This window comes from Xanthomonas melonis (assembly GCF_020783655.1).
Lineage (GTDB): Bacteria > Pseudomonadota > Gammaproteobacteria > Xanthomonadales > Xanthomonadaceae > Xanthomonas > Xanthomonas melonis.
Genome location: NZ_JAJGQH010000013.1, coordinates 62,176 through 78,044 on the forward strand (window position 1 = coordinate 62,176; position 15,869 = coordinate 78,044).

14 protein-coding genes are annotated in these 15,869 nt (G+C 68.6%); 10 read left to right on the forward strand and 4 right to left on the reverse strand.

Features of this window, described 5'->3' with window-relative positions:
- Positions 1-164: 164 nt before the first annotated feature.
- The 6 genes from rhlB to rpoH all read left to right on the forward strand — a co-directional run bounded on the left by rhlB (position 165) and on the right by rpoH (position 6,225).
- Positions 165-1,871 (forward strand): ATP-dependent RNA helicase RhlB, encoded by a 1,707-nt coding sequence (gene rhlB / locus LL964_RS13920; RefSeq protein WP_104585413.1) that lies wholly within the window; start codon positions 165-167, stop codon positions 1,869-1,871.
- A 75-nt stretch (positions 1,872-1,946) separates the two neighbouring features.
- Entirely contained in the window at positions 1,947-2,633 is a 687-nt protein-coding gene (gene ftsE, locus LL964_RS13925; RefSeq protein ID WP_016903688.1) for a cell division ATP-binding protein FtsE, read from the forward strand.
- Positions 2,630-3,580, forward strand: a complete 951-nt coding sequence (ftsX, locus tag LL964_RS13930) for a permease-like cell division protein FtsX (protein ID WP_104585411.1) — start codon at positions 2,630-2,632, stop codon at positions 3,578-3,580. Before ftsE ends, ftsX begins: the two co-directional genes overlap by 4 nt.
- Before the next feature lie 8 nt (positions 3,581-3,588).
- Entirely contained in the window at positions 3,589-4,431 is an 843-nt protein-coding gene (locus LL964_RS13935; protein ID WP_167395189.1) for a response regulator, read from the forward strand.
- A complete protein-coding gene (ung, locus tag LL964_RS13940; RefSeq protein ID WP_104585409.1) occupies positions 4,428-5,153 on the forward strand; it encodes a uracil-DNA glycosylase in 726 nt (241 codons plus the stop codon). Before LL964_RS13935 ends, ung begins: the two co-directional genes overlap by 4 nt.
- 196 nt (positions 5,154-5,349) lie before the next feature.
- Positions 5,350-6,225 (forward strand): RNA polymerase sigma factor RpoH, encoded by an 876-nt coding sequence (gene rpoH / locus LL964_RS13945; protein WP_104585407.1) that lies wholly within the window; start codon positions 5,350-5,352, stop codon positions 6,223-6,225.
- A 112-nt stretch (positions 6,226-6,337) separates the two neighbouring features.
- Here the strand turns inward: rpoH and LL964_RS13950 are convergent, their stop codons facing one another.
- Positions 6,338-6,952: a trimeric intracellular cation channel family protein gene (locus LL964_RS13950; RefSeq protein ID WP_104585405.1), complete on the reverse strand. Its 615-nt coding sequence runs from the start codon at positions 6,950-6,952 to the stop codon at positions 6,338-6,340.
- 52 nt (positions 6,953-7,004) lie between these two features.
- Positions 7,005-8,297, reverse strand: a complete 1,293-nt coding sequence (locus tag LL964_RS13955) for an NAD(P)/FAD-dependent oxidoreductase (protein WP_104585630.1) — start codon at positions 8,295-8,297, stop codon at positions 7,005-7,007.
- Positions 8,298-8,414: 117 nt separating this feature from the next.
- Here LL964_RS13955 and LL964_RS13960 point away from each other — a divergent pair, with 117 nt between their 5' ends.
- Positions 8,415-8,987 (forward strand): hypothetical protein, encoded by a 573-nt coding sequence (locus LL964_RS13960; RefSeq protein WP_104585403.1) that lies wholly within the window; start codon positions 8,415-8,417, stop codon positions 8,985-8,987.
- Positions 8,984-9,811, forward strand: coding sequence for an NYN domain-containing protein (locus tag LL964_RS13965; RefSeq protein WP_146092311.1), 828 nt, complete (start codon positions 8,984-8,986; stop codon positions 9,809-9,811). Before LL964_RS13960 ends, LL964_RS13965 begins: the two co-directional genes overlap by 4 nt.
- A gap of 227 nt (positions 9,812-10,038) precedes the next feature.
- On the opposite strand, the gene LL964_RS13970 is transcribed toward LL964_RS13965, so the two are convergent.
- Complete coding sequence (locus LL964_RS13970) at positions 10,039-12,261, reverse strand: primosomal protein N' (protein ID WP_104585399.1); 2,223 nt, start codon at positions 12,259-12,261, stop codon at positions 10,039-10,041.
- Positions 12,262-12,720: 459 nt separating this feature from the next.
- On the opposite strand from LL964_RS13970, the gene LL964_RS13975 reads away from it, so the two are divergent.
- Both LL964_RS13975 and LL964_RS13980 read left to right on the forward strand, forming a co-directional pair.
- Positions 12,721-13,746, forward strand: a complete 1,026-nt coding sequence (locus LL964_RS13975; protein ID WP_104585397.1) for a hypothetical protein — start codon at positions 12,721-12,723, stop codon at positions 13,744-13,746.
- A complete protein-coding gene (locus tag LL964_RS13980; protein ID WP_104585395.1) occupies positions 13,733-14,320 on the forward strand; it encodes a DUF3106 domain-containing protein in 588 nt (195 codons plus the stop codon). The genes LL964_RS13975 and LL964_RS13980 overlap by 14 nt, the downstream gene beginning before the upstream one ends.
- A 182-nt stretch (positions 14,321-14,502) precedes the next feature.
- On the opposite strand, the gene LL964_RS13985 is transcribed toward LL964_RS13980, so the two are convergent.
- Positions 14,503-15,714, reverse strand: a complete 1,212-nt coding sequence (locus tag LL964_RS13985) for a DUF3667 domain-containing protein (RefSeq protein ID WP_425478131.1) — start codon at positions 15,712-15,714, stop codon at positions 14,503-14,505.
- Between the last annotated feature and the right edge of the window lie 155 nt (positions 15,715-15,869).

Here is a 15,869-nt window from a genome sequence, read left to right on the forward strand (position 1 = left end):
ATCGGGCAGGCCGCCACATTGCGTTAAACTGTGGCATTGCGCGACTGAATCAAGTGTCAGTCCTGAAGCCGCGCTGTCCGCCACAAGGGCCGCAGTTTGCGACGCTGTCGGCATCGATGCAAGCCGCGCCCGGGCTGCCCAGGGCGCCTCACGAAGACGGAATAATGAGCGACAAACCGCTGACCGATTTGACTTTTTCCTCGTTCGACCTGCATCCGGCGCTGATCGCCGGGCTGGAAGGCGCCGGGTTCACCCGCTGTACCCCGATCCAGGCGCTGACCCTGCCGGTCGCCCTGCCAGGCGGCGATGTCGCCGGCCAGGCCCAGACCGGCACCGGCAAGACGCTGGCGTTCCTGGTCGCGGTGATGAACCGCCTGCTGAGCCGGCCGGCCCTGGCCGACCGCAAGCCCGAAGACCCGCGCGCGCTGATCCTGGCGCCCACCCGCGAGCTGGCCATCCAGATCCACAAGGACGCGGTCAAGTTCGGCGCCGACCTGGGCCTGCGCTTCGCGCTGGTCTACGGCGGGGTGGACTACGACAAGCAGCGCGAACTGCTGCAGCAGGGCGTGGACGTGATCATCGCCACCCCGGGCCGCCTGATCGACTACGTCAAGCAGCACAAAGTGGTCTCGCTGCACGCCTGCGAGATCTGCGTGCTGGACGAAGCCGACCGCATGTTCGACCTGGGCTTCATCAAGGACATCCGCTTCCTGCTGCGGCGCATGCCCGAGCGCGGCACGCGGCAGACCCTGCTGTTCTCGGCCACGCTCAGCCATCGCGTGCTCGAGCTCGCCTACGAGCACATGAACGAGCCGGAAAAGCTCGTCGTGGAAACCGAGTCCATCACCGCCGCGCGGGTGCGCCAGCGCATCTATTTTCCGTCCGACGAAGAGAAGCAGACGCTGCTGCTGGGCCTGCTGTCGCGCAGCGAAGGCGCACGCACCATGGTGTTCGTCAATACCAAGGCGTTCGTCGAGCGGGTGGCGCGGACGCTGGAGCGCAACGGCTACCGGGTCGGCGTGTTGTCGGGCGATGTGCCGCAGAAAAAGCGCGAGTCGCTGCTCAACCGCTTCCAGAAGGGCCAGCTCGAAATCCTGGTCGCCACCGACGTGGCCGCGCGCGGCCTGCATATCGACGGGGTCAAGTACGTCTACAACTACGACCTGCCGTTCGACGCAGAGGACTATGTGCATCGCATCGGCCGTACCGCGCGGCTGGGCGAGGAGGGCGACGCGATCAGCTTGGCCTGCGAGCGCTACGCGATGAGCCTGCCGGACATCGAGGCCTACATCGAGCAGAAGATTCCGGTCGAGCCGGTGACCTCCGAGTTGCTGACGCCGCTGCCGCGCGCGCCGCGCACGCCGGTGGAAGGCGAAGACGCCGACAGCGAAGGCGAAAGCGTGGGCACGATCTTCCGCGAGGCGCGCGAGCAGCGTGCCGCCGACGAGGCCCGCCGTGGTGGCGGCCGCAGTGGGCCGGGTGGTGGTTCGCGCAGCGGCGGCGGTCGTCGCGACGGTGGTAGCGCCGATGGCAAGCCGCGTCCGCGGCGCAAGCCGCGCGTGGAAGGTCAGGCGGCCGTATCGCCTGCCGCCACGGTGGCGCCTGCGGTTGCCGCAGCGGCGGAACAGGCACCATCGACGGTCGTCGCCGACAGCGAGCGCGCGCCGCGCAAGCGCCGCCGTCGCCGCAACGGCCGGCCGGTGGAAGGCGCCGAGCCGGTCGCCTCCACGCCGGTGCCCGCACCTGCCGCACCGCGCAAGCCGACCCAGGTGGTCGCCACTCCGGTGCGCGCGGCGGCCAAGTCGGCCGGCAGCCCGTCGTTGTTGAGCCGGATCGGGCGCCGTCTGCGCTCGCTGGTCTCGGGCAACTGACGTTCGGGCCAGGCGATCGCATCGCCGGTGTGCGGCGATGCGACGCAAGCGCTGGCGCTCCGGCATAATCGCTGAATGACCGTTCTGCGTTTCGACAACGTCAGCAAGCACTACGCCGGTGGCCACCAGGCGCTGACCGACGTCAGCTTCGAAGTGGCCGATGGCGAGATGTTGTTCGTGACCGGCCATTCCGGCGCCGGCAAGAGCACGTTGCTCAAGCTGATCCATCTCAGCGAGCGCCCGAGCCAGGGTGCGGTGCTGCTGGGCGAGCGCAACCTGCTCAAGGTGCGGGGCCGGCAGATTCCGCTGCATCGGCGGCAGGTGGGGGCGGTCTACCAGGACCATCGCCTGCTCAACGACCGCAGCATCGCCGAGAACGTGGCGCTGCCGCTGATCCTGCGCGGGACGCGCCGCGCCGAGATCGGCAAGCGCGTGCGCTCGGCCTTGGAACGCATCGGCCTGGCGCATCGCGAAAGGGCCCTGCCGTCGCAGCTGTCTGCAGGCGAGCAACAGCGTGTGGGCATCGCCCGCGCCATCGTTGGCGAACCGCGCCTGCTGGTGGCCGATGAACCCACCGGCAATCTGGATCCGGCCCTGGCCGCGGAGATCATGCAGCTGTTCGCCGAACTGCCTGCGCGCGGCACCAGCGTGCTGGTGGTCAGCCACGACCTGGCGTTGCTCAAGCAGATGCGCAAGCGCGTGCTGATCCTGGATCACGGCCGCCTGGTCGACGACATCTCGCCGCAGGACCTGGCCGAATGAGCAAGCCCGCCAATACCGAAACCGTCGCACCGTCTCGGCTGGGCGTGTGGATCGACCACCACCTGCACAGCGTCGCCTTCAGCCTGGGCCGCGCAATGCGCAAGCCATGGGCCACCTTGCTGACCATCGTGGTGATGGCGCTGGCGCTGGCGTTGCCGCTGGGGCTGTCGATCGCGCTGGACAACGTCAAGCTGCTGGCCGGCAGCGTGCAGCAGTCGCGCGAGATCAATCTGTTCCTCAAGGTCGATGTGGCCGCCGATGCGGCGCAGACGCTGGCCGGCCAGCTGCGTGCCCGCCCCGACATCGCCAAGGTCGCCTTGCGCACGCCCGAGCAGGGGCTGGCCGCGTTGCGCGAGAGCGCCAGGCTCGATGAAGCGGCCGATGCGCTGGGCGACAATCCGCTGCCCACCTTGCTGATCGTCACCCCGGCCGATGCCGCCGACGATGCGCAGCTGGCCGTCGCACTGCAGGCGCTGCCGCAGGCCGATCAGGTGCAGCACGATGCGCTGTGGCGCAAACGCCTGGATGGCTGGCTGCACTTCGGCGAGCGCCTGGTGCAGGTGCTGTCGGCCCTGCTCGGCATCGGCGCAGTGCTGGTGGTCGGCAATACCGTGCGGCTGGACATCCAGTCGCGGCGGGAAGAGATCGGCGTGCTGCAACTGCTGGGTGCCAGCGACGGCTTCATCCGGCGCCCGTTCCTGTATCTGGGCGCGTGGTATGGGCTGGGAGCCGGGGCGGTCGCGCTCGCTCTGATTACGGTATCGGGCCTGGCCTTGCGGACGCCGTTGGCGGCATTGGCCGATAGCTACGGCAGTTCCTTTACCCTGCACGGGCTGGATCTGTTGCATTCTGCGATGGTGCTGGTCGGCACCCTGGTGCTGGGTTGGCTGGGCGCCTGGCTCGTCACCGGCCATTTCCTTCGCCAGACCCGTCCTACCGAGACCTGAGGCCTGCCATGCATCCACCAGATCTCAAACACCTGATCAGCGACGCACCGCGCGTGATGGTGGTCGATGGCTCGAAGCTGGTGCGCAAGTTGATCGCCGACGTCCTCACCCGCGACCTGCCGAACGTGCAGGTGGTCGGCTGCGCCAGCATCGCCGAGGCGCGCCAGGCGCTGGAAGCCGGCGCCATGGATCTGGTCACCACCTCGCTGTCCCTGCCCGATGGCGATGGCCTGGCGCTGGCGCGCAGCGTGCGCGAGGCGGCTGGCCAGGCCTACGTGCCGGTGATCGTGGTCTCCGGCGATGCGCAGCAGCATCTGGTCGAACGGCGTTTCACCGAATACGTCACCGACTATTTCGACAAGGCGCTGGGCCACGAAGCCCTGGCCACCTTCATCCGCGGCTACGTCCAGCCCGAACCGGTGGTCGGCGCCACCGTGCTGTACATCGAAGACAGCCGCGTGGTGGCCGAGGCGACCAAACGCATGCTCGAACGCCAGAGCCTCAAGGTGGTGCACGTGCTCACCGCCGAGGATGCGTTCGCGCTGCTCACCGCCGAATCGCTGGGCCGCACCGAGCGCCGCATCGACGTGGTGCTGACCGACGTGACCCTGAAAGGCGAGCTCAACGGGCGCGATGTGGTCGAACGCATCCGCATCGACTTCGCCTACGGCAAGCGCCGCCTGCCGGTGCTGGTGATGACCGGCGACACCAACCCGCGCAACCAATCCGAACTGCTGCGCGCCGGTGCCAACGATCTGGTGCAGAAACCCATCGAAGAGCGCCTGCTGGTGACCAAGGTGCTGTTCCAGCTGCGGCTGGCGCGCCTGGAAGACCAGGCTGTCATGCTATGACCGAAGGGGAGGGGCGCATCCAGCTCGAACCGTCGTGGAAGGCCAGGGTGGGCGACTGGCTGCTGCGTCCGGACATGCAGGAGCTGTCGGCCTTCCTGCGCCAGCGCAAGGCCGCCGGCGCGCGGGTATTCCCGCCCGGTCCGCAGATCTTTGCGGCCTTCGACGCCACCCCGTTCGAGCAGGTCAAGGTGGTGATCCTGGGCCAGGATCCGTATCACGGCGAAGGCCAGGCGCATGGGCTGTGCTTCTCGGTGCTGCCCGGCGTGCCGGTGCCGCCGTCGCTGCTGAACATCTATAAAGAGATCCAGGACGACCTGGGCATCGCGCGGCCGGATCACGGCTACCTGATGCCATGGGCGCGCCAGGGCGTGCTGTTGCTCAATGCGGTGCTGACGGTCGAGCAGGGCCGGGCGGGCGCGCACCAGAACAAGGGCTGGGAAGGCTTCACCGACCACGTGGTGGAGACCCTCAACCGCGAGCGCGAGGGGCTGGTGTTCCTGCTCTGGGGCAGCTACGCGCAGTCCAAGGGCAAGGTCATCGATCAGGCACGGCATCGGGTGTTCAAGGCGCCGCACCCGTCGCCACTGTCGGCGCATCGCGGCTTTCTGGGGTGCAAGCATTTCTCCAGGGCCAACGAACACCTGCAGCGCCGCGGGCTAGGCCCGATCGACTGGTCGTTGCCGCCGCGCGACGCCCTGGACACAAGGTCGGCCACCGGCTGAACGACAGGCGCGCAGGCGCGATGCATCGCGCAATTGTCACGGCCTGCAAAGGGTGGCGGTGGTACGGTAGGACCAGATTCGAGCGTCCCTGGGTGGAACGCAGCCAGGAGTCAAAGTCCGAACATCCCATAAATGGAACGCTGGGAACTCTTTCTGTACCCGGCAGTCCAATAGTTCGACTGCTAAGATGGTGCCTATGAACCAGACTACCTCGACTGCCCTTGTGGCAAACAATCTCCCGATTCCCAGTGCGCTCGGTTCGCTGGACGCCTACATCGGTGCCGTGCACCAGATCCCGGTGCTGTCGGTCGATGAGGAACAGGATCTGGCCCGCCGCTTCCGCGACGAGCTGGATCTGGACGCCGCGCGCGAACTGGTCCATTCCCACCTGCGCTTCGTGGTACATGTGGCCCGCGGCTACAACGGCTACGGCCTGCCGCTGGGCGACCTGATCCAGGAAGGCAATATCGGCCTGATGAAGGCGGTCAAGCGCTTCGACCCGGACATGGGCGTACGCCTGGTCAGCTTCGCGGTGCACTGGATCCGTGCCGAAATGCACGAGTTCATCCTGAAGAACTGGCGCATCGTCAAGGTCGCCACGACCAAGGCGCAGCGCAAGCTGTTCTTCAACCTGCGCAAGTCCAAGACCCGCCTGGGCTGGCTCAATGCGTCGGAAGTGAGCGCGGTGGCCAAGGACTTGAACGTCTCCGAGCGTGAAGTGATGGAGATGGAGTCGCGCCTGTCCGGTCGCGATATCGGCTTCGATGCGTCGTCCGACGAGGATGACGATCACGGCCCGCCGTCGCCGGTGAGCTACCTGGTCGCCAACGAGGAAGATCCCTCGCAGGCCTACGAGCGTCACGACAGCGAAGACAATCAGCTGCAGTTGCTGCGCGAAGGCATGGCCGGTCTGGATACGCGCTCGCGCGATATCGTCAAGCGCCGCTGGCTGGATTCCGATTCCAAGGTGACGCTGCAGGAATTGGCCGACGAGTATGGCGTGTCGGCCGAGCGTATCCGCCAGATCGAGGCGAACGCGCTGAAGAAGATGAAGGCGTTGTTCGTCGCCTGATTCCATCGACATGCGGTGAACCTTGCACAAGCGGCCCGGGCGATCCGGGCCGTTCTGCATTGGGATGCTTCGCACGTAGGGTGCTGCAGGCCTTGCGGCGTTGGCCGGCGTCTCACTCGGGCAGGCGCGCCACCGGCAGATGCCAGCCATAGCGGATCGCCATGAAACGCAGGCCGAAGCAGACGCCGGCGCCGGTGGCCAGCGACCAGGCCTGTGGCACCGCAAGCATGTGCCCGATCGCCACCAGCCCGCCACCGGCCAGTGCGGCGACCGCATACAGCTCGGCCTGCAGTACCACCGGCGTGCGCGCCACCAGCAGATCGCGCGCGATGCCGCCGCCGATGCCGCTGAGCATGCCCAGCAAGGTCGCGCTGAGCGGACTGAGGTGGTAATCCAGGGCCTTGCTGGTGCCGTAGACCGCGAACAGCGCCAATCCCGCCGCATCGAAGATCTGCACCGGATTGCGCAGGCGCTCGACGGCCGCGTGCCAGTAGAAACCGGCAACGCCGGCCAGGCAGGCGATGAGCAGGTATTGCGGCTGCACCAGGGCGGCCGGCGGCGTGGCGCCGATCAGCACATCGCGCACGATGCCGCCGGACACCGCCGCCGCGCACGACAGCACCAGCACCCCGAACAGGTCCAGGCGATTGCGCACTGCCACGGTGGCGCCGCTCAGGGCGAACACGAAGGTGCCAAGCAGATCCAGCAGGAACAGGACAGTCGCCACGATCAGGCCGTCGAATCAGGCCGCACAGCATCGCGTACGGCGCGCCTCGCTGTCATCCGTCCTTGCTGCTGGGCGGCGGGTCGTCGGTGGCGCCGCCAAAGATGATGCGGGCGGCGCGCTGGTAGCTCCAGTACGCCATCGCCCAGTTCACCAGCACCACGAAGCGGTTGCGGAAGCCGATCAGGAAATACACGTGCGCGGCCAGCCAGAACCACCAGGCCACGATGCCCGATAGCTTGAGCTTGCCCACGTGCACGATGGCGGCCATGCGGCCGATCGTGGCCAGATTGCCGTAGTCCTGGTAACGGAAGGCCGGCGCGGCCTGGCCGCGCTGGCGGGCCCGGATCGCCTTGGCGATGTGCCTGCCCATCTGCTTGGCGGCCGGCGCCACGCCCGGCACCGGGCGACCGTCCTGTTGCAACGACGCCAGATCGCCGCCGACGAAGATCTCCGGATGGCCGGGCACGCTCAGGTCGGGCTCCACCAGCACCCGGCCGGCACGATCCAGCGGTACGCCGAGCGTGCGCGCCAGCGGAGAGGCCGCTACGCCCGCCGCCCACACCACCGTGCGGGCCGGAATGAAGCGCTCGCCGAGCTGGTAGCCCAGCGCATCGATATGCGTCACCGGGATGCCGGTGTGTACTTCAACGCCCAGCCGTTCCAGCTGCTTGCGCGCCTTGTCGGTGAGGTCTTCCGGGAACGAGGACAGCACCCGTGGGCCCGCTTCGACCAGGCGCACGCGTGCCAGTTGCGGATCGATATGGCGGAACTCGTTCTTCAAGGTATGGCGGGCGATTTCGGCCAGGGTGCCGGCCAGTTCCACGCCCGTGGGGCCGCCGCCGACCACGGCAAAGCTCAGCCAGGCCGCGCGTGCGGCGGGGTCGGTCTCGGCCTCGGCGCGCTCGAAGGCGAGCAGCAGCTTGCGGCGCAGTACCAGGGCGTCGTACAGCGTCTTCAGGCCAGGTGCGTGTTCGGCCCACTGGTCGTTGCCGAAATAGGCGTGTGTGGCGCCGGTGGCGAGCAGCAGCAGGTCGTAGCCGAGCGTCTTGCCATCGGCCAGTACGACCTCGCGGCGCGCAGGCACGACTTCGGCGACATCGCCCAGCAGCACCTCGACATTGGGCTGGCTGCGCAGGATATGCCGCAACGGTGCGGCGATGTCCGGTGCCGACAGGCCGGCGGTGGCCACCTGATACAGCAGCGGCTGGAACAGATGGTGATTCTGGCGGTCGATCAGGGTGATGCGGATGCCGGGGTCGTGAAGCGCGCGCGTCGCCCACAGGCCGGCAAAACCGCCACCGACCACGACCAGATGCAGCGGAGCGGAGGAGGGGGAAGAGGTCATCGTGGAATCCATTGGAACGCGACGCGGGCCAGGCAGCATGCCAAATCGCCAATGAACATGACGCGTGGGCGCAGCACGTCTACGGCATCATGTTGCATCCCTCTCGACGGTCTTCGCATGTCCTCGCTCCCGCCGCCGCTGCCCCCGCCGCCGAGCGCGGCAGCCAACACTGCAGCACCGATCGCCCCAGCGACGCCCGCGGGCAAGAAGCCGCTCAGCGGCGTGGCCATCGGCCTGATCGGCATCCTGGCCTGCGCGAGCGTGTTCGGGGTGGTGGTGCTGGCCGCGGCCCTGTGGCTGGTCAATACGGGCTGGTCGATGTTCGCCGAGCAGGCACGCGCTGCGCTGCAGGAGGATGCGGTGGTGCAGGAACATATCGGCCAGATCCGCAGCATGCGGGTGGACCTGGTGCGTACCGGGCTGGCGCCGGGGGGCGAGGAGTTCGTGTTCGATGTGGAAGGCGACCGCGGCGCCGGGCGCGTCAAGGCAACCTGGGTCAGTGCCGGCGCCGACCAGGAGATCCTGAGCGATGGGGTGCTGACCCTGCACGATGGCACCGAGTACACCTTGCCGGCTGCAGAGACGGCAGAAGAGGCCACGCCCGATGCCGATGCCGATGCCGAGCCAGAACCGGAAATGGACACCGAGACCGCAACCGAAACCGTCAACGACGCTGCAGTGGAGCCTTGAGCATGACCGACAATCCCGACAAGCGGATCGCCTTGCTGATCGACGCTGACAACGCACCTGCCGGCAAGATCGATGTGGTACTGGCGGAAGTGGCGCGCTACGGCGTGGCCAACGTGCGCCGCGCCTATGGCAACTGGAAGAGCCCGCACCTGAAAGGCTGGGAAGCGGCGCTGCACGATTATGCGATCCGGCCGATCCAGCAGTTTGCCTACAGCTCGGGCAAGAACGCCTCGGACATGGCGATGGTGATCGATGCGATGGATCTGTTGTACGCGCGCAATCTGGACGGCTTTGCCATCGTCTCCAGCGATGCGGACTTCACCCCACTGGTGATGCGCCTGCTCACCGACGGCATGAAGGTGTACGGCTTCGGCGAGAAGAAGACGCCAGCGCCGTTCGTCAATGCCTGTTCCAAATTCACCTACGTGGAAGCCCTGGGCGAGCAGGCCGCCGCAGCCAGCGACACGGCTGCCGGACGCAAGGGCGCAACCGCGCTGCGTAGCGACACGCGACTGGTGCAGATGCTGCGCAACGCCATCGTCAGCGCCTGCGAAGACGATGGCTGGGCGCTGTTGAGCGCGGTGGGCAAGCAGGTGGCCAACCAGGCCTCGTTCGACCCACGCAATTACGGCTATCGCAAACTCAGCGATCTGGTGCGTGCGATCGGTCTATTCGAGATCAAGCAGGACGAGCAGGCGCTATGGGTGCGCGATACGCCCAAGGGCAGCGGCAGCCGCGCGAAGACCACAGCAGAGGCCGCGGTGCCGCCATCGGCCAGCAAGCGCGCGGCGCGCCCGCCCGCCGAGCCTGCACCAGGAAAATGACGATGACGCATGCAGTCATGACTGCGCCGACCTGATGCTCGAGCCTGCGCTGAGGCGAGCGTGGCTCCTTGCAGGCACCGCGCACGCCGCGCGGCTTGACGGTTCGCGTTGTCCGCAGGAACGCGACCAGGCTTTGGCGGCAACGCCTCGTCGCGCCCGGGGACGCTCCTGCACGGCCGGGAACACCACACGCAATGGCAGCGGCTGAGTGTGTGATACGCCCCTGGCTAATACAGATCGATCGGATCCACATCCAGCGACCAACGCACGCGGCGCGCCTGCGGTAGCGCGTAGATGGCCGGCAGCTGCAGATCCAGCAGGCGATGCAGGGCCGGGCGCTGTTGCGCCGACAGCAGCAACTGGGTGCGCTGGAAGCCAGCGCGGCGCGGCATCGGTGCCGGCATCGGGCCATAGCACTCGACTGCCGCCACGGCCGGCGGCTGCGCGCCGGTGGCTGCCGTGGTCAACTCGCGCACCGCCTGCAGGAACTGATTGGCCGCCGCCACGTCCTTGGCCTCGGCGCGGAACAGTGCCAGGTGCGCGAACGGCGGAAAACCGGCCGCCTCGCGTTGTTGCAGTTCGGCGTCGGCAAAGGCGTGATACCCGCCGTTGACCAGGGTCTGCAACAACGGGTGCTCGGGATGGTGCGTCTGCAGCCAGACCTCGCCCGGGCGGTCGGCGCGCCCGGCGCGTCCTGCCACCTGGATCAGTTGCTGGGAGAGCTTTTCGGCGGCGCGGAAATCCGCCGAGAACAGGCCTTCGTCGATGCCGACCACCACCACCATGGTCAGCCGCGGCAGGTCGTGGCCCTTGGCCAGGATCTGGGTGCCGACCAGGATGCCGGCCTCGCTGCCGAGCCGGGCGAGCTGGGTTTCGAGTGCGTCGCGGCGCTGGGTGGTGCTGCGGTCGATGCGCACCACCGGACAATCCGGAAAGGCTTCGGTCAAGCGTTCTTCCAGGCGCTCGGTGCCGATGCCTTGCGGCTGCAGCGCCAGGCTGGCGCAGGCCGGGCAGGCCAGCGGCGCGGACTGGCGGGCACCACAGTGATGGCACTGCAGGCGGCGGCCGCCGGCATGCACGGTCATCGGGGTCTGGTGCAACGGCGTGCTGCAGCGCTGGCAGGCGGCGGTCCAGCCGCAGTCGTGGCACAGCAGCACCGGCGCGTAACCGCGGCGGTTCTTGAACACCAGCACCTGTTCGCCGCGCGCCAGGGTGGCACCGATGCCGGCCAGCACCTCGGGCGAGAGTCCGTCCTTGAGCGGGCGCTTGCGCACGTCCAGCACGCGCACGCGCGGCGGGCGCGCTTCGCCGGCCCGGCGCGACAGGCGCAGGTGGCGGTAACGGCCGGCGTAGGCGTTGTGCAGGCTTTCCAGTGAGGGCGTGGCGCTGCCCAGGATCACCGGTACGTCCAGCGCCTTGCCGCGCACCAGGGCGAAATCGCGGGCGTGGTAGCGGATGCCGTCCTGCTGCTTGTAACTGCCGTCGTGTTCCTCGTCGATCACGATCAGCCCGGCCTTGGGCAGTGGCGTGAAGACGGCCGAACGGGTGCCGACGATCAACCGGGCTTCGCCACGCCACGCCGCCGCCCAGACGCGGGCGCGTTCGCCGTCGGACAGGCCCGAGTGCAGCGCGTGCACGGGTACGCCCAGGCGTGCGCGGAAGCGGCCCAGGGTCTGGGGGGTCAGACCGATCTCCGGCACCAGCACCAGCGCCTGGCGGCCGGCGGCCAGGCAATCGGCGATCGCCTGCAGATAGACCTCGGTCTTGCCGCTGCCGGTGACGCCATCGAGCAGATAGGTGGCGAATCCGCTGCGCGCGCGAATCGCGGCAGCGGCGGCCTGCTGCTCGTCGTTGAGCGCCGGACCGGTGCAGGGAAGCGGCGGCAGGGCATCGGCAGCGACGGCCACGCGTTCGGTGTGGCCACGCTTGGCCAGGCTGCGCGCAGCCTGCCGCCACTGCGGCAGCAGCAGCTCCAACTGGTCTTCGCTCACGGCGCCCGCTTGCAGCAGGGTGCCCAGCAGGGCCGGCCGGCTGCCTGCCCGCAGGTTGCGCGCGCCGGTGTGCCCGGCCTCGGTCAGCTGCCAGGCCCAGGCATGGGTGTCGGCCAGCGGCTCGCCGCGGCGCAGCGGACCGGGCAGGGCGCTGGCCTGGGCCTCGCCCAGGGGCGCATGGGTGTAGCGGGCCAGCCACTGCAGGGAGTGGGCGAGTTCGTCCACCAGCAGCGGGTGTGCATCGCACCATTCCAGCGCCGGGCGCAGGCCTGCGGCCGATGGCAGCTGGCCGATCTCCACTACCACGCCGATCAGTTCGCGCGGGCCGAACGGCACCCGCACCCGGCAGCCGATCCGCGCCGGGTCGGTCGATGGGGCATCGGCAGGGGGCAGATAGTCGAACAGTTGCGGCAGCGGTACCGGCAGGGCGACACGCAAGGTGGGGACGTTCGAAGGCATCCGCCCAGTCTACCGATCCTGTCCAGTACGTCCGTCTGAGCCGGATCCGGCGCGTGAGCGCGCTGTAATCAGTTGCGAGGGCTTTCTGTGACCGAAGTGATAAATACGACGTAAACCTATGTGAGGACTGAGGAAACGGCTTTATCCACACTGCCTGTGGATAAAGCTGTGAATTAGTCGCGTGCTCCACGCCGTGAAGGCGGATTCACTTGCCTTCCCAACCCCTTGGACATTTTTTCGCCATCTGGGTAAATCCTATTTTGATCAATAAGTTATGCGTGAAACACGAATGCAACAAAGAAAAATCAACAGTTGACAGACGGCGGCGTATCGGCATGTCTGCCGCTGTGCACAACGTGCAGCGACAGCGGTCGCGAGCGGAACGATCGCCGTACGATCTGTCAAGCCGTCGCGGAGCCCATACGCGTCGGTATCATGCCGGCCGATGCTGGAGTTTCCATGACCGTTGCCCCCGATCTCTCCGTGACCCCCGCCGCGCTGTCAGCCTTCCTGCGCGGTGTCGAACGCCGGGGGCTGGTGCTGGCGCAGCTGCAATGTGGCGATGCGGAGGCGGCCGAACGGGCCCTGGCGGCGGCATTGCGCGCCTTCAGCAGCCAGGCGGCGGGGCGGCCCATGGCAGGATGGCCGATGCGCTTCTGGAGCCTGCTGGCCACTGCTCCGCCGCTGCGGCGCGAGCCCATGCCAGGGACCTGGTTGCCACCCTTCACCGCGCTGAGCCGGATGCAGAGCACCGACCGGTTGGCGCTGTTGTTGCGGATCGTGGCGGGGCTGGAGGAAGAGGTCGCCAGCGAGGTGCAGGGCGTCGCCCCGGCGACGTATCGCCAGTCGCTGGCCAGCGCCTGCCCGCGCGATGCGGCGGGAAATCCCGATCCACAGGCGTGGCGCGCGCTGGCCGAAGCGGCGCAGGCGGAATTGCGCGATCTGGGCGCCGCCCGGTTGTCGCGCTTGAGCCAGCTGCGCGACGCGGCACTGGCCGGGATGGCGTTGCAGCCGGCCGCGCCAGCGCAGCCGGCGCCCACCCCGGCGCGTCCGGCACGCGTGCGCAGTCGGCGACAATGGCACTGGCCGCAGCTTGGGCGCCGCGACGCCGGCATCGCCCTGGGCGTGCTGGCGATGGCGCTGCTGCTGACGACGCTGGGCTGGTGGTGGACCCATCGTCGCCCTGCGCTGCCCCCGGAGCCGGTGTCGCAGGCGCCTGCCGGCGTGCTGCACGTGACCGACGCCGCGCCGGTGCTGGTGGAGGAACTGCCGGCGGCCGACCTGCCTGATCCGGTCGCCGCGCCCGCAATGGACGTGCGCGATCAGGCCATGCTGGCCGACCCGGATCTGGAACTGGCGCGCGCGGCCGACTTCTACGCCTGGTATGCGGCCGGGCATCCGGTCCCGGCGGACGAATCCGGTGCGCACGCCAGCGCCGCCGAGCAGCCGTCGGCCCCGTTGGAGACGATCGATGACGAGAACTGAGTGGGTTGGGCTGTTGCTGTGTGCCGCGATCGGCACTGCCGGCGCGCAGGCTCTGCCGGCCGCGCTGGACGAAGGCGGCACCTCGGTCGCAGCCGTCGCGGCCATACCGGCAACCCCCAGCGCGGCGCAGCAACGCGCGCGCTGGGCTGCCTTCACGCCCGCCCAGCAGGCCGATCTGCGCGCCCGTTATGCCGCGTGGAAGGATCTGACCGCGACCGACCGGGTGGTGCTGCGGCAGGCGCGCGAACGTCTGCACGGCCTGCCCGAGGATCAGCAGCGCGCATTGCGCACCCAGTTCACCGCCATGGACCGCCTGCATCGCGACGGTTGGCGGCTCGGTTCGCAGCTGGGGGCGTTTTATGCGCAGCTGCAGCCGCTGGTGGGCTATGTGCCGGCCGACGAGCGCGAGCGCCTGCTGGCGCTGCTGCGTAGCCTGGATGCCGCGCAACTGGCGCAGCTGGCGGTGCTGGCGCAGCGCACCCCGCCGCCGCAGCGCGATGGCCTGCGACAGGCCCTGCTGGCGCAGACGCCGGCCACGCGCAGCGCCTGGCTGAAGCGCCAGCTGGCGCGCTGATCGGCTGGCGGCAGGCCGCCACCAAGCTCGGCGCATCGCGTCGCGGCGGTCCTGCAGCGCTCATCGCGCTGTGCCGTGCGCGGTGACTGCGGTGACTGGCAGCTGCAGCCGGTCGCCTTCGCCTTCCCGTCGCCGCACGCACGCACGCGCCGCGCAATGCAGCCGCGCCATGCCTGCCGCGATCACAGACGCGCCAGGCTGGCCACCACCAGCACCACGGCGGCTACTGCCACGATGGCGAAATACACCCCGCCCAGGCAGAGATACTTCAGCACGGTAAGCGGCCACGATTGCCCGTAGACGCGGCGTTGCATCCACAGCAGATACAGCGGCATCCACAGTGCAAGCGCGAACTGCAGCAGCCCGATGCTCCACGCCACCGGCGGGGCGATCTGCGCCAGCGCATCGGCGAGCAGCGACAACAGCAGCATCGCCAGCAGGTTCAGGCACAGGAAGGCGTGACTGTAGAGCGCCACCACCAGGTGTTCCAGGTAGACGCGGCCGCTGCGCAGGTAGCACCCGCGCAGCAGCAGTGCGAACAGCGGCACCAGTACCAGCAGGGCCGATGGCACCGCGGCGAAGAACGCGGTGTAGAGCAGCTGCGGATCACTGCGCAGGCGCGGCAGGTTGGTGCGGATGTGATCGAGCTGCACGTTGAGCCAGCGGTTGGCGAACGAGGGCAATGCCGCCAGGAGCAGCGGATTGCTCACCGGGTCCCACGGTCTGCCTGCTACCGAGAAGAAGGTGGCATCGTCGGGCGCGTCCACCGGTGGGGCGGCGCTGTCCACGCGTGCGCCTTGATGCAGTTGCGCCAGGCGCGTGTGTGCCTGGCGCTCGGCACGCGCGATGCCGGCATCCACGCCATCGCGCGCCGGTCCTGCCGGCATCACCTTGCGGGTCTGCGTGAGCGCCGCGACCACCTGCGCGCGTACCGCTTCCACCTGCGCCGGGGTGCGCGCCTGCGCGAAGTCGGTGGGCACGGCAGTGCGCGCGGTATCTGCCGCCGCGACACCGGGGGCGTTGTCGGAGGCGTGCACCGCGATGCGCGCGATGAAGAAGGTCAACAGGCTGAGCACCAGGAACAGCCGCATCGGCGCGACGTAGCGCACGCGCTGGCCGGCCAGGAAGCGCGCGGCCACGCGGCCGGGCACCAGCAGATCGCGCAGGGTGCGGAAGATCCGGCCGTCCAGATGCCAAAGCGACTCGAACAGTTCTTCGATCGCATGCGCCAGGCTGCGTACCGGGTTATGTGCGCTCTGCCCGCAGGCATGACAGAAGGTGCCCTGCAACGGGGCAGAACAGTTTTCGCAAGCCGACGGGTGCGGTGCGTTCGGGTGCAGTGACATCGATCGGATCCGGTTGGCGGTGATGGGGAACGCACGCCGGCACGGCATCCCGAAGGATCCCGCCGGCGGACGGTACAGCGGTAGGACCCAGCGGCGGCATGGCACCGACCGCTGCTTGCGCTCGTCCCGCACACGCACGGCCCTGCGCCGTTTCCACCCGGGCGCACGGCAGGTCGCAATCGGAAAGTCCGCGTAAGATAGCG

Coding starts and splice junctions, on each gene's coding strand:
- rhlB (WP_104585413.1), top strand. CDS start 165: ATGAGCGACAAACCGCTGACCGATTTGACTTTTTCCTCGTTCGACCTG.
- ftsE (WP_016903688.1), top strand. CDS start 1,947: ATGACCGTTCTGCGTTTCGACAACGTCAGCAAGCACTACGCCGGTGGC.
- ftsX (WP_104585411.1), top strand. CDS start 2,630: ATGAGCAAGCCCGCCAATACCGAAACCGTCGCACCGTCTCGGCTGGGC.
- LL964_RS13935 (WP_167395189.1), top strand. CDS start 3,589: ATGCATCCACCAGATCTCAAACACCTGATCAGCGACGCACCGCGCGTG.
- ung (WP_104585409.1), top strand. CDS start 4,428: ATGACCGAAGGGGAGGGGCGCATCCAGCTCGAACCGTCGTGGAAGGCC.
- rpoH (WP_104585407.1), top strand. CDS start 5,350: ATGAACCAGACTACCTCGACTGCCCTTGTGGCAAACAATCTCCCGATT.
- LL964_RS13955 (WP_104585630.1), bottom strand. CDS start 8,297: ATGACCTCTTCCCCCTCCTCCGCTCCGCTGCATCTGGTCGTGGTCGGT.
- LL964_RS13960 (WP_104585403.1), top strand. CDS start 8,415: ATGTCCTCGCTCCCGCCGCCGCTGCCCCCGCCGCCGAGCGCGGCAGCC.
- LL964_RS13970 (WP_104585399.1), bottom strand. CDS start 12,261: ATGCCTTCGAACGTCCCCACCTTGCGTGTCGCCCTGCCGGTACCGCTG.
- LL964_RS13975 (WP_104585397.1), top strand. CDS start 12,721: ATGACCGTTGCCCCCGATCTCTCCGTGACCCCCGCCGCGCTGTCAGCC.
- LL964_RS13980 (WP_104585395.1), top strand. CDS start 13,733: ATGACGAGAACTGAGTGGGTTGGGCTGTTGCTGTGTGCCGCGATCGGC.
- LL964_RS13985 (WP_425478131.1), bottom strand. CDS start 15,714: ATGCCGTGCCGGCGTGCGTTCCCCATCACCGCCAACCGGATCCGATCG.